Origin of the sequence: Streptomyces sp. Ag109_G2-15 (genome assembly GCF_900215565.1) — a bacterium.
GTDB classification, from domain to species: domain Bacteria; phylum Actinomycetota; class Actinomycetes; order Streptomycetales; family Streptomycetaceae; genus Streptomyces; species Streptomyces diastatochromogenes.
Window position 1 is genome coordinate 681,644 of the sequence record NZ_OCNI01000001.1, and the last position, 12,817, is coordinate 694,460.

The window sequence follows — 12,817 nt, forward strand, 5'->3', positions numbered from 1 at the left end:
TGGCCCCAATTGCTCGTTGCCGCATCCAAGTTCGACAGGAAGAATTGAAGTCCGCTCCCCGCACGGTCGTCCGTGATCCGGTTGGGCTCTGCTGCGGCGCGCGGTCCCCCGAATCCGACCTCGCCCGCAGTGTGGGCGCGTAGCCGAAGGGAGGAACGTGACCTTCGGATTCGCCTCGTCCTCGGCGGCCTCGTTGTCGACGTCCGCGTCCGCCGCCTCCGCCAGTCGCCTGCTCGAGCCCGCGGAGTGGGCAGCCGCCGGAATCCCCCTGCTGCGCAACCCCCGTGAGGTCGTCAGCGGGCTGCACGCCCGCCATCGTCCCAAGCCGTCCATGGCGATCGTGGCCGTCCTGGATCCCGAGGAACGGCTGTGCGCCAGCGCCTCGTTCCTGCGCCGTCCGGCACCGGCCGACGGCTGGATGTTCCGCAACGCGCTGCTCGCACAGCTGCGTCGGGTCATTCCGCACGACCTGCGCCGCCGCACCCCGGTGCGCACCGCCGTGCTGCTCTACTGCCGCGAGGGCGACGCACGTTGGACCGAGGAGGACGGCGCCTGGATGTGGGGGCTGCGCGACGCCTGCACCCTGCACGGGCTGCGCTGCGGGGCGTACATCACGCTGACCGGTGACGGCTGGCAGGTGCTCGGCGAGGGGCGCGGCGGACGTCGGCCGAACACCCACTCGCAGCCGGAGCCCTTCGCCATGTCGGAAGCCCCGCCCCTGCCACCTCGCACCGGCGGCCCGGTCTCCGAGGTCCTGCGCCGCGCGGCTGCTCGCTGAAGGCCCGGCTCAGGGTTCGGCCGCGTACGAGTCACACGGCACCGAGGCTCGTACGCGGTGCGTCACGATCCGCCGGCGCCCGGACGCACCGCCTTCACACGGACGCCCGGACGTCCCGACAGGCGGTCGTCCTCCGAGGAGGAACGGCCACTGCCAGTCATCCGGGCATGCCGAAAACCGCACCGTGCGGATGTCTTCGGAGCCGCCTTCGTCGCCTCGGCACCCGGCGGTGCCGGACGGGACTCAGACGCCCGCGCCCAGCACCGAGTTGATCTGCTGCGGGTCCCCGCAGACGATCAGCAGTGCTCCGGCCCGGGAGTGGGCCAGCGGGAGGGCGGTGGCGGCAGCGGCGGCGGAACCGCCGTTGACGGCCACGACGACCACGGGGCGGGACGCGGCACGGGAGGCGACGGCGGCGTCCGTGTAGAAGACGTCGTCACCGGAGTCATGCTGCGCCCAGTAGGAGGCTTCGCCGAAGGACAGCTCGTGCTCGGCCCACGGGTGCTGGGCACCGGTGGTGATCACCAGCACGTCTCCGGGGGCACGGCCCGAGTCCAGAAGCAGGTCCACCGCCTCGTCGGCTGCGTCGAGCGCACCCTCGGCCGAGGCCGGGATCAGCTGGATCTGCGGGGTCGCCGCCGGGGCGGCGGGAGTGGCCGGGCCCGACGGGCCTGGCTTGGCCGGAGCCACGTCACGCTGGGTCCGCTGCACCGGCGGCGTGGGCCGCAGAGGGCCGGGACGACCGGGGCGCGACGGAGCCGCGGGGCGGGGGCCGGGTACGGGGCGGGGGGTCGGCGCGGTACGGCCGCTGGACGGCGTGGCGCGGGGACCCTGGGCACTCTCGTGAATCTGAGGCTCCTCGGGAATGAGAGGCATGAGCTGATATTTATCAAACGTTGGTGCGGCGCGGGTGACCGGGTGGCACATCAGTGCGAGCGGAATCGTCAGAAATCGAAGCCGAGCTGACCCTCGATTTCCGGAGCGCTTCCGTCCGCCCAGCTGCGGACCTTCTTGAGGTGCCGCCACTGGGGCAGCGCATCAAGATACGCCCACGACAGGCGGTGGTACGGGGTGGGTCCCCGCACCTCCAGTGCGGCCTTGTGCACGGGCGACGGATACCCGGCGTTGTCCGCAAACCCGAAGTCTGCATGGTCGATACCCAGTTCGGCCATCATTTTGTCGCGCTGAACCTTGGCGATCACCGACGCCGCCGCAACGGCCACGCACGACCGATCGCCCTTGATCACCGTGCGCACCTTCCACGGGGCACCGAGGTAGTCGTGCTTCCCGTCGAGGATCACGGCGTCGGGGCGGACCGGCAGGGCGTCCAGGGCACGGACGGCGGCGAGCCGCAGTGCGGCGGTCATCCCCAGGTCGTCGATCTCCTCGGGGGAAGAGTGCCCCAGGGCATAGGCCGTCACCCACGACTGCAGTATCCCCGCCAGTTCCGTACGCCGCTTGACGGTCAGGAGCTTGGAGTCGGTCAGACCCTCAGGCGGCCGGCGGAGTCCGGTGATCGCCGCGCAGACGGTGACGGGCCCTGCCCAGGCGCCCCGTCCCACCTCGTCGACACCGGCGATGACCTTCGCTCCGGTCATGGCACGCAGGGAGCGCTCGACGGTATGGGTGGGTGGTTCGTACGGCATGGCGCCCATAGCGTACGCCGCCGGGATCCTCGCGCGACACCCCAGGTCCCCCCGGTCGGCGCCGAGGTCGCCGGCAGTCGGGATCAAGCGCCGTGCGGCCGTAGCAGCGGAAGCATCAGCTGGTCGATCATCTCTTCCAGATCCCGATCGTTCCATTCACTGCCGCACATCTTTGATCGGTACATCATCATCGCCGGAATGGCATCGAAGACGTAACCGTTGGCCGCGTCGGACCGCACCTCCCCCCGCCCTATTCCACGGGTGATGACCTCGCGCAGCAGTTTGAGGGTCGGCTCGACCACTCCGTCGAAGATCACGCCATGGAAGCGCTCGGCCTGCGCCGGATCGCACTCGTGAATCACTGCGCGCAACGCGAAACCGGGGCGCGAGAACATGGCGTCCCGCGCCCGTCGACACAGGGCCAACAGGTCTTCGCGCACACTGCCGAGGTCGGGCACCTCCTCGAAGCGGGGCAGTCCGGCCTCGAGCGCGTCGGCGACCAGGTCTTCCTTGGAGGGCCAGCGACGGTAGACCGCGGCCTTGCCGGTCTGGGCGCCGGCCGCGACACCCTCCATCGTCAGGCCGTTCCAGCCGACCGTGCTGAGCTGCTCCAGAGCGGCGTCCAGGATCGCGCGCTCGAGCACGGCACCGCGCCGACGAGAGGAAGCCGTCTGAGCAGGGGCGGCCGTCCAGCGCGAGGTAACCATCTGAGTTTCTCCAGCGTGCAAGGGGAAGCGGGGGTTCCGGGGCGGGGCTGCGTCGCGTCGCAGCAAGGGGGGACGCGATACGCGACACAGGATTAAGTGAACGCTTGCGTTCACTGTTGGGGACTCACTACCGTTGACGCGACAGTGAACGCGAGCGTTCACTAACACCTTTGTGGGGGACCCATAGTGACAACCTCTCAGCTCATCCAGGAACAGAAACCAGGCGCGGCCCGCCGGGAGGGGCATCCCGGCATAGCGCTCACCGTCATCGCGGCCTGCCAACTCATGGTGGTGCTCGACGCGACGATTGTGAACATCGCACTCCCGCACATTCAAGACGCGCTCAAGTTCAGCACCACGGACCTCACTTGGGTGGTCAGCGCCTACACGCTCACCTTCGGCGGTCTGCTGCTCCTCGGCGCGCGGGCCGGTGACATCCTCGGCCGGCGCCGGGTGTTCATGACCGGCATCCTGCTGTTCACCTTCGCCTCCCTGCTGGGTGGCCTGGCTCAGGAACCCTGGCAGCTGCTGGCCGCACGCGCCCTTCAGGGTGTGGGAGGCGCCATCGCATCGCCCACGTCGCTCGCGTTGATCACCACCACTTTCCCCGAAGGCCCCGAGCGCAACCGGGCGTTCGGTGTGTTCGCCGCCGTGTCGGCGGGCGGCGGTGCCATCGGCCTGCTCGCGGGCGGCATGCTGACCGACTGGCTCGACTGGCGGTGGGTGCTCTTCGTCAACGTGCCCATCGGCGTGCTGATCGCCGCACTCGCTCCGCTGTACATCAACGAGTCCCAGCGGCACCCGGGACGGTTCGACATCGCGGGTGCGCTGACGTCGACGGCGGGCATGGCCTCGCTGGTGTACGGGTTCATCCGCGCCTCGGAGGACGGCTGGCGGGACGGACTCACCCTCGGCTCGTTCGCCGCGGCGGTGGTGCTGCTGCTGGCCTTCGTCTTCACCGAGCTGCGGGCGAAGGAACCGATCACCCCGCTCAAGATGTTCCGCGACCGCAACCGCTCGGGCACCTACGTGGTCATGCTGAGCCTGGCAGCGGCGATGTTCGGCATGTTCTTCTACATCGTGCTGTTCGTCCAGAACGTGCTCGGCTACAGCCCGATCAAGGCCGGTCTGGCCTTCCTCCCCGTGACGGTCGCCATCGCGGTCGGCGCGGGTCTGTCGCAGCGGTTCCTGCCCACGCTCGGCCCCAAGCCGTTCATGATGACCGGCTCGGCGCTCGTGGCGATCGGGCTGTTCTGGCAGACCTTCATCACCCCTGACAGCTCCTACGTCAGCGGGGTCCTGGGCCCGATGCTGGTCTTCGGCTTCGGCATGGGCCTGAACTTCGTGACGGTCACCGTCACGGCGGTCTCCGGTGTCGCCCAGCACGAGGCGGGTGCGGCCTCCGGGCTGCTCAACGCCACGCAGCAGGTCGGCGGCTCGCTGGGCCTGTCCATCCTGACCACCGTCTTCGGCTCGGCGAGCACGGACGAGGCGAAGAAGCAGCTGCCGAAGTTCCTCGCGCAGGGCACGCCGGTACAGAAGGCGCAATTCGCCAAGACGCACCAGCTGCCGACGCCCTGGGGAAGCGAGGTGCTCGCCCACGGCATCTCGATCGCCTTCATCCCTGCCGTGGCGATGGCCGGACTCGCGTTCCTCACCGCCTGGATGGCGATCAAGGTCCGCAAGAGCGACCTCGAAGCCCTCGCCGGAACGGCGGGCCCGGGAATCGGCTGACCCCAGCACAACGGCGACCGGCACTGCCCACACCCCCCTGAACTCCTCGTCTGCCGCCTGCCCCAGCCGAGCCCTCGTTCGGCTCGGGCCGGCGGCGGATACCGGGAAAACGGGCGGCAGTCACGCAGAGTTCCCGACGCGCACGGAGAGTCGCAGAGAGGTGCAGAGTCGAACGGTCCTCAGAGACCGGTGGGCACCCAGTCCGGCAACGCCTCGACCCGCTCCACCCACTCCGCAGGCGGCGCCCCTGCCTTCCCGGACGCAAGGACACCGCCCACGATCGCGCAGGTCGTGTCCACGTCTCCGCCCACCTGGGCGGTCGTCCAGAACGCCGTCTCGAAGTCGGCGAGGGACCGCGCCGCCGACCAGAGTGCGAAGGGGACGGTGTCATGGGCGCTCGTACGACGTCCGCACCCCAGGACAGCCGCGACCGTGCCCGCGTCGCCGTAGTCGAGCATGTCCCGGGCGCGGCGCAACCCGGCGCCGACGGCGCTCTTCGGCACGAGGGCGATGACGCCGTCGAGGAGCGCCTCGGGGCTGGGCGGGCCGTCCGGCGAGGCGGCCAGTGAGGCGGCCGCGGCGACGGCCATCGCACCCACCACGGCCTCACGGTGCTGATGGGTGGGATACGCCGAGATCTCCGCCTGGTGGGTCGCCTGCTCCGGATCGTCCGCGTACCAGGCACCCAGGGGCGCGATACGCATCGCGGCGCCGTTGCCCCAGGAACCCTGTCCGTTGAAGAGGCCTGCGGCCAGCTCACGCCAGTCCTCGCCCTCCCGGACGAGGCGGAGCAGCCGGTTGACGGCGGGGCCGTAGCCCCGGTCGAAGTCGTGGTGCTCGGCGAAGGAGCGAGCCAGCGCGTCCTGGTCGAGACGCTGGTGGGCGGCCATGACGGCCACCACGGAGCAGGCCATCTCCGTGTCGTCCGTCCACTGCCAGGGGCCCGCGGGCAGCTCGCGGCGCTTGAGCAGGGGGTAGTTCACCGGAACGAAGAACTGCGAGCCCAGCGCGTCCCCCACCGCCAGTCCACGCAGGCTGGCCAGGGCGCGCTCCAGGCGCCGGAGAGAAGAGGAGTCAGCGGTCATCGCCTTGCCACTCTATCCGCTGACCCAGTGCGGAAGCGGATCCCGCCAGCGCTCGAAGGGCCGGTTGAGTGTGTACTTGCCATCATCCCCGAGAACGAGCATCCGCATCTCGGCGTTCCCGGGGTTCGACAGCGACTCGAATTCCGCGACCGTCCAGTGGAACCAGCGCATGCAGAACAACCGCATCGCGAGTCCGTGCGTCACCAGGAGCACGTTCGGCGGATGGTCGGGGGCCTCGAAGCTGCGGAACAGGCTCTCCAGGAAGCCGCCGACACGGTCGTACACGTCGGCGCCGGACTCCCCCTGCGGGAAACGGAAGAAGAAGTGGCCGTACGCGTCCCGGTACGCCTTCTGCAGGCGCACGTCGTCGCGGTCCTGCCAGTTGCCCCAGTCCTGCTCGCGCAGCCTGGGTTCCTCACGCACCCGTATGAGGTCGGGGTCCAGGTGGAAGGCGCGCAGGGTCTCGTGCGTGCGGCGGTACGGGGAGACGTACACGCTCACGCGTTCTCGGCCGAAGAGTTCCCGGAGCGTCTTGCCGGTCTCCTCGGCCTGCCGCCAGCCGCGTTCGGTCAGCGCGAGAGCATGGTCGGGCTCCCGCTCGTACACGGAGTCATCAACATTGCCCGTTGACTCGCCGTGCCGGACAAGGACGATGCGCCGTGGTCGTGCCATGCCAAAACCCTAGATCGTGCGAGGGACGGTCGAGCACTCGTACGGGCCCCATACGGCGTAGGTCACACGAATCCCGCGTATGGAACCGCTCCCGGGCACACAATTCAAGCATTTGATTTTCAAACTTACCTTGGCCACGTACCGCCCGGCCTTGGAGGCCCCGCCCCGACGGACACCCGTCTCAGACCGTCCAGGACGGTTCCAGCTCCACGATGTCACCAGAGAGAGCGGCGATGTCCGCCTCCGTCTGGGCGCGCAGGGCGAGGCGCTCCACCCGCTCGGTGCGGTACTTGCCGTGCTCGGCCGCCGACCGCCACATGGACAGGACCAGGAACTCGTTCTCAGGCGCCTCGGCGAACATGCCCCGGATCATGCCGGGCGAGCCGGCCATCGCGGGGTTCCAGACCTTCTCCTGCATGAGGGTGAAGTGCTCGACGCGCTCCTCGTGCACCCGGCAGAGGGCCACCCGGATCAGGTCCGAGTCGGTGAACCGGGGCTCGAAGCCGGTCTTCACGTCGAAGCGGTACTCGAAGAGCTTGACCTGGGCGTCCTTGAACGTGCCGGACTGGGCGGCCGCCAGACGGTCGTGGGAACGGGCCATGAAGGAGTCGTAGAAGGCACGGCTCTCCCAGAAGGCGAAGATGTGCGCCACTCCGGGCCGCTGCCGGCTCCAGCCTCCACCCTGTCCCCGAAATCCCGGCTCCCCCAGAAGCCCCGCCCATTTCCGCTGCCCCCGCTCGAAGCCGCGGCGGTCCACCACGGTGCAGCGAATCCACTTGACCAGCACCGCGCCATCGTAAGGCCACCGGGCGTGGCGTCGGTCACGCTCCGGCGGAGATCGCCCGCGCATACGCCCCCGCGCGCGTGGCACGATGAACAAGGAGCCCCGACTTCAGGGAAGTTGGGGAAGAGGGATCTTCAGGGGGGAAGGGGAAGCCCGGTGACCGGCTTCAGCAAGGGAAACCGCAAGATCGAGGTCGCCCTCAAGTGGGACCCCAGTCCGGCGGGTCAGCCGCCCACCGACCTCGACGTCGTCGCCGCGACCTTCGTGTCCGGTGACCCGTACGGAACTCCGGCCTATCTGGTGCACTTCGACAGCCGCTCGCCGGACGGCACGATCTTCCTCAACCGGGACAGCACGGACGGCAGGGGGTTCGGCTGGGACGAGGTCATGATGCTCGAACTGGACCGGCTCGACAGCCGGTACACGCGCGTGGTGGTCGGTGCCGTCATCCAACAGCAGCCCGGGCGCCGGACGTTCGTCGACGTGCTCAATCCGGCCATGCGCGTGCGTGAGGGCTACACCGTGCTCGCCGAGGACGACTTCGGCTCGGTCCTCGGCGCCACGGCGGCCACGATCGCCGAGTTCGTGCGGGACGCGTCCGGCGGCTGGACCTTCCGCGCCGGTGTCCACGGCTTCGACGAGGATCCGGCGACCTTCACCCGGGTCATGGGCAGGGCGAACCGGCCCTGACGCTCAGGCCGTGTAGGGGGCCACGATCGCGAGCGTCCGGGCCAGTTCCTCCAGGACGGCCTCGCGGTGGGTGAGCGAGCGCGGCGGCTCGTCCGTGTTGCGCCTGCTCAGCCCGCGGTCGGCCAGGACGTAGAGCATCCGCAGCGTGCGCATGGCGTTGGAGGCCCAGGCGGGCACCGGGCCGGGTTCGCCGGTCCGGAAGGCCGCCGCGACCGGGGCCAGCCAGCGCACCGAGTCGGCCTCGGAGAGGGCGGGGTGGCCGAGGATCTGCGCGAGCGCGTAGGCGAGGCGGTCGTCCTCCTGCGCGTCGAAGAGGTGATGTGTGGGCGACAGCAACCGGGCCGCGGCCAACTCGGCGAGCGGCTCGGGGGGCTGGCCGGGGTGCCGGGCGAGCACCGCCAGGAGATCCGCTCCGTGGGCGACGGCGTGTACCCAGCCCAGGTCCGGGTCATGGCCGCGCAGATCCGTTTCCGCGGGGTACCAGTCCGCGAAGGCGTCCCACCACTGCGCCCGCCAGTCGCCGGCCTCCACGATCCGGGCGAGGACGAGCGGCGCGAAGCTGCGTGCCTGCACGGCCGGGTCCTTCAGATGAACGGTCATACGGTCGCCGAGCCGGCCGCGCTCCCCAGGGAGGAGCGCGGGTATCCACCGGACAGCCGCGAGGTAGGCGCCGTCGTCGCGCACCACGGGATCGGGTGAACGAAGGTCCTCGGCCAAGGTGTCGAGGGCCATGGGCCGGTCCGCCTCCGGGAGGGCGCGGATGTCGGCGTCGTACGGCTGTTTCGTGGTCATGAGCGGAGGCTACGGTGCCCGCACGACCCGGGTACCGACTCCGCGGACGCCCGAAGGAAGTGGTCACCCCGAAAACGCGTCGCCCCGGAAAGGTAAGGGGCGCCGACCCAACGGCCGGCGCCCCTTACCTCAGGAACCCTGTGTCATCAGCTGCAGCCGCTGGTCGAGCCGCAGCCCTCGCAGATGTAGCAGGAGCCGGCCCGCTGCATCTTCGTACCGCAGGAGAAGCACAGCGGGGCGTCGGCCTGGATGCCCAGCTGCATCTCCACGAGCTCGGCGCTGGTGTGCGCCTGCTTCGGCGCCGGCTTGACCACCTCGGCCTCGGCCTTCGGGGCGGCGACGGCCTTCAGCTCCTGGGCGCGCGGCGCCGACTGGGCCAGGCCCTCGACGTCGACCTCGTCATCGGCCGGCTCGTAGGAGCCGGTCTCCAGGTGCCGCTGACGCTCCTCGGCGGAGTGGATGCCGAGCGCGGAGCGCGTCTCGAAGGGCAGGAAGTCCAGCGCCAGGCGGCGGAAGATGTAGTCGACGATCGACTGCGCCATCCGCACGTCCGGGTCGTCCGTCATACCGGCCGGCTCGAAGCGCATGTTCGTGAACTTCGAGACGTACGTCTCCAGCGGAACGCCGTACTGGAGGCCGACGGAGACCGCGATGGAGAAGGCGTCCATCATGCCCGCGAGAGTCGAGCCCTGCTTGGACATCTTCAGGAAGACCTCGCCGAGACCGTCGTCCGGGTAGGAGTTGGCGGTCATGTAGCCCTCGGCGCCGCCGACCGTGAAGGACGTGGTGATCCCGGGGCGGCCCTTGGGGAGGCGCTTGCGGACCGGGCGGTACTCGACCACCTTCTCGACCGCGGTACGGATCGTGCCTTCGGCCTTCTCGGCGATCTCGGCCTTCTCGTCCTCCTTCTTCTTGGCGGAGAGCGGCTGACCGACCTTGCAGTTGTCGCGGTAGATCGCGAGCGCCTTGACGCCCAGCTTCCAGGCCTCGTAGTAGATCTCCTCGACCTCCTCGACGGTCGCCGTCTCCGGCATGTTGACCGTCTTGGAGATGGCGCCGGAGATCCAGGGCTGGATCGCGGCCATCATGCGGACGTGGCCCATCGGGGAGATGGCGCGCTCGCCCATGGCGCAGTCGAAGACCTCGTAGTGCTCGTGCTTGAGGCCGGGGGCGTCGATCACGTTGCCGTGCTCGCCGATGTGGGCGACGATCGCCTCGATCTGCTCCTCCTGGTAGCCCAGGCGGCGCAGGGCCTGCGGGACGGTGCCGTTGACGATCTGCATCGAGCCGCCGCCGACCAGCTTCTTGAACTTCACCAGCGCGAGGTCGGGCTCGACACCGGTGGTGTCGCAGGACATCGCGAGGCCGATGGTGCCGGTCGGGGCGAGGACGGACGCCTGGGAGTTACGGAAACCGTTCTGCTCACCGAGGCGCTGGACGTCCTGCCAGGCCTCCGTGGCGGCGGCCCACACCGGGGTGTCCAGGTCGTCCATGCGGACGGCCGTGCCATTGGCGTCGGCGTGCTGCTTCATGACGCGCTTGTGGGCGTCGGCGTTGCGGGCGTAGCCGTCGTACGGACCCACGACCGCGGCCAGCTCGGCGGAGCGGCGGTAGGCCGTACCCGTCATCAGGGAGGTGATGGCGCCGGCCAGGGCGCGGCCGCCGTTGGAGTCGTACGCGTGGCCGGTCGCCATCAGCAGGGCGCCGAGGTTGGCGTAGCCGATGCCGAGCTGGCGGAACGCGCGCGTGTTCTCGCCGATCTTCTGGGTCGGGAAGTCCGCGAAGCAGATCGAGATGTCCATCGCGGTGATGACCAGCTCGACGACCTTCTGGAAGCGCTCGGTGTCGAAGGACTGGCTGCCCTTGCCGTCGTCCTTGAGGAACTTCATCAGGTTCAGCGAGGCCAGGTTGCAGGACGTGTTGTCCAGGTGCATGTACTCGCTGCAGGGGTTCGAGCCGTTGATACGGCCGGACTCCGGGCACGTGTGCCAGTGGTTGATGGTGTCGTCGTACTGGATGCCCGGGTCGGCGCAGGCCCAGGCAGCCTCGGCCATCTTGCGGAACAGGGCCTTGGCGTCGACCTCCTCGATGACCTCGCCGGTCATGCGCGCACGGAGGCCGAACTTGCCGCCCTGCTCGACCGCCTTCATGAACTCGTCGTTCACGCGGACCGAGTTGTTGGCGTTCTGGTACTGGACGGAGGTGATGTCGTCGCCACCGAGGTCCATGTCGAAGCCCGCGTCACGCAGGGCGCGGATCTTCTCCTCTTCCTTGACCTTGGTCTCGATGAAGTCCTCGACGTCGGGGTGGTCGACGTCCAGGATGACCATCTTGGCGGCCCGGCGGGTGGCGCCACCGGACTTGATGGTGCCGGCGGAGGCGTCGGCGCCGCGCATGAAGGAGACCGGGCCGGAGGCGTTGCCTCCGGAGGACAGCAGCTCCTTGGAGGAGCGGATGCGGGAGAGGTTCAGGCCGGCACCGGAGCCGCCCTTGAAGATCATGCCCTCTTCCTTGTACCAGTCGAGGATCGACTCCATGGAGTCGTCGACGGACAGGATGAAGCAGGCGGAGACCTGCTGGGGCTGCGGGGTGCCCACGTTGAACCAGACGGGGCTGTTGAAGCTGAAGATCTGGTGCAGGAGGGCGTACGCCAGCTCGTGCTCGAAGATCTCGGCGTCGGCGGGCGAGGCGAAGTACTTGTAGTCCTCGCCGGCCTTCCGGTACGTCTTCACGATGCGGTCGATCAGCTGCTTGAGGCTGACCTCGCGCTGCGGGGTGCCGACGGCACCACGGAAGTACTTGCTGGTGACGATGTTGACCGCGTTCACCGACCAGAAGTCGGGGAACTCGACGCCACGCTGCTCGAAGTTGACCGAGCCGTCGCGCCAGTTGGTCATGACGACGTCACGGCGCGCCCACTCCACCTCGTCGTACGGGTGTACGCCGGGGGTGGTGTGGATGCGCTCGATACGCAGCCCCTTGGTGGCCTTGGTGCCCTTGGCTCGGGAACCTCGTGCCGGACCGCTCGCCGTCTCTGTCATGCCGCCTCCCTCTACGGGCTAAAACGCCCTGAAGTGCCACGATGTTCCCGTGGCACGGTGTTCTGTCTTGTGTTGCGGGCACCCTCAGCTCCGCCCGCAACAGGTCTTCGGTCGCCGCCTCCCGGCCGGAACCCGGGCCTCCGTCCGGCTCCCGGCCTGCCGGTCAGTCGGCGGCGTGGGCGGGCACAGGGACCTGAGTGGTCCCTCCGGGCCCGCGATCGTCTTCCTGGCTCCCCGCTCCCGCGTCTTCGTCGTCCGCGGCGGGGCCTCGCGTCGCCTCCCTCAGCTCCGCGATGGCGGCCTCGAAGTCCTCGAGCGAGTCGAACGCCCGGTAGACGGAGGCGAATCGCAGATAGGCGACGAGGTCGAGCTCCTGCAACGGGCCGAGTATGGCCAGACCCACGTCGTGGGTGGTCAGCTCGGCGCTTCCGGTGGCCCGCACCGCCTCCTCGACCCGCTGACCCAGCTGGGCGAGTGCGTCCTCGGTGACAGGCCTCCCCTGGCATGCCTTGCGCACGCCGTTGATGACCTTGATACGGCTGAATGGCTCGGTGACTCCGGACCGCTTGACCACCATGAGCGAGCACGTCTCCACGGTCGTGAAACGACGGGAGCAGTCAGGGCACTGGCGGCGCCTGCGGATCGACGTGCCGTCGTCGGTCGTACGACTGTCGACCACACGGCTGTCGGGGTGCCTGCAGAAGGGGCAGTGCATGATCTCCAACCCTCCTCACAGCAGACTAAACAGCCCCCAGAGGCCTCAGGGGCCTCTCGAAGCAGCCCCAAGCATAGGCGATCGCGGAGCCCTCTCAGACCCGGGGGACCACAACTTGTGGGCTGCTGTAGCAATCCAACCACTAGATGTGGGGATTGGCTGATACATCGACA

At 69.2% G+C, this 12,817-nt stretch carries 12 protein-coding genes; 3 read left to right on the top strand and 9 right to left on the bottom strand.

Going from position 1 to position 12,817, the window contains the following annotated elements; genetic code table 11:
• The first annotated feature begins 157 nt into the window (after nucleotides 1-157).
• Nucleotides 158-778 (top strand): hypothetical protein, encoded by a 621-nt coding sequence (locus CRP49_RS02770; protein ID WP_094216438.1) that lies wholly within the window; start codon nucleotides 158-160, stop codon nucleotides 776-778.
• Between the two features lie 243 nt (nucleotides 779-1,021).
• On the opposite strand, the gene CRP49_RS02775 is transcribed toward CRP49_RS02770, so the two are convergent.
• The 3 genes from CRP49_RS02775 to CRP49_RS02785 form a co-directional block, all read right to left on the bottom strand.
• Nucleotides 1,022-1,654 (bottom strand): hypothetical protein, encoded by a 633-nt coding sequence (locus tag CRP49_RS02775; RefSeq protein ID WP_097252001.1) that lies wholly within the window; start codon nucleotides 1,652-1,654, stop codon nucleotides 1,022-1,024.
• 68 nt (nucleotides 1,655-1,722) lie between these two features.
• Nucleotides 1,723-2,424, bottom strand: a complete 702-nt coding sequence (locus tag CRP49_RS02780; protein ID WP_097257163.1) for a ribonuclease HII — start codon at nucleotides 2,422-2,424, stop codon at nucleotides 1,723-1,725.
• 83 nt (nucleotides 2,425-2,507) lie between these two features.
• Entirely contained in the window at nucleotides 2,508-3,131 is a 624-nt protein-coding gene (locus CRP49_RS02785; RefSeq protein ID WP_097252002.1) for a TetR/AcrR family transcriptional regulator, read from the bottom strand.
• 186 nt (nucleotides 3,132-3,317) lie between these two features.
• Here CRP49_RS02785 and CRP49_RS02790 point away from each other — a divergent pair, with 186 nt between their 5' ends.
• Nucleotides 3,318-4,865 carry an MFS transporter gene (locus CRP49_RS02790; protein WP_097252003.1) on the top strand — a complete coding sequence of 516 codons (1,548 nt, stop codon included), beginning with the start codon at nucleotides 3,318-3,320 and terminating at the stop codon, nucleotides 4,863-4,865.
• A 179-nt stretch (nucleotides 4,866-5,044) separates the two neighbouring features.
• Here the strand turns inward: CRP49_RS02790 and CRP49_RS02795 are convergent, their stop codons facing one another.
• The 3 genes from CRP49_RS02795 to CRP49_RS02805 all read right to left on the bottom strand — a co-directional run bounded on the left by CRP49_RS02795 (nucleotide 5,045) and on the right by CRP49_RS02805 (nucleotide 7,409).
• A complete protein-coding gene (locus CRP49_RS02795; RefSeq protein WP_097252004.1) occupies nucleotides 5,045-5,950 on the bottom strand; it encodes an ADP-ribosylglycohydrolase family protein in 906 nt (301 codons plus the stop codon).
• Nucleotides 5,951-5,962: 12 nt separating this feature from the next.
• The gene (locus CRP49_RS02800; protein WP_097252005.1) at nucleotides 5,963-6,622 is read right to left on the bottom strand and encodes a histidine phosphatase family protein; all 660 of its coding nucleotides are present in this window, start codon (nucleotides 6,620-6,622) and stop codon (nucleotides 5,963-5,965) included.
• 181 nt (nucleotides 6,623-6,803) lie between these two features.
• Nucleotides 6,804-7,409: a YdbC family protein gene (locus CRP49_RS02805; protein ID WP_097252006.1), complete on the bottom strand. Its 606-nt coding sequence runs from the start codon at nucleotides 7,407-7,409 to the stop codon at nucleotides 6,804-6,806.
• A gap of 114 nt (nucleotides 7,410-7,523) precedes the next feature.
• Between CRP49_RS02805 and CRP49_RS02810 the strand changes: the two genes are divergently transcribed.
• Complete coding sequence (locus CRP49_RS02810) at nucleotides 7,524-8,096, top strand: TerD family protein (protein WP_097252007.1); 573 nt, start codon at nucleotides 7,524-7,526, stop codon at nucleotides 8,094-8,096.
• A 3-nt stretch (nucleotides 8,097-8,099) separates the two neighbouring features.
• Here the strand turns inward: CRP49_RS02810 and CRP49_RS02815 are convergent, their stop codons facing one another.
• From CRP49_RS02815 to nrdR, 3 genes are all read right to left on the bottom strand, one after another.
• Complete coding sequence (locus CRP49_RS02815) at nucleotides 8,100-8,888, bottom strand: DUF2785 domain-containing protein (RefSeq protein WP_097252008.1); 789 nt, start codon at nucleotides 8,886-8,888, stop codon at nucleotides 8,100-8,102.
• 146 nt (nucleotides 8,889-9,034) lie between these two features.
• Entirely contained in the window at nucleotides 9,035-11,929 is a 2,895-nt protein-coding gene (locus CRP49_RS02820) for a vitamin B12-dependent ribonucleotide reductase (protein WP_097252009.1), read from the bottom strand.
• Nucleotides 11,930-12,092: 163 nt separating this feature from the next.
• Nucleotides 12,093-12,644 (bottom strand): transcriptional regulator NrdR, encoded by a 552-nt coding sequence (gene nrdR / locus CRP49_RS02825; RefSeq protein ID WP_094216532.1) that lies wholly within the window; start codon nucleotides 12,642-12,644, stop codon nucleotides 12,093-12,095.
• Nucleotides 12,645-12,817: the final 173 nt, after the last annotated feature.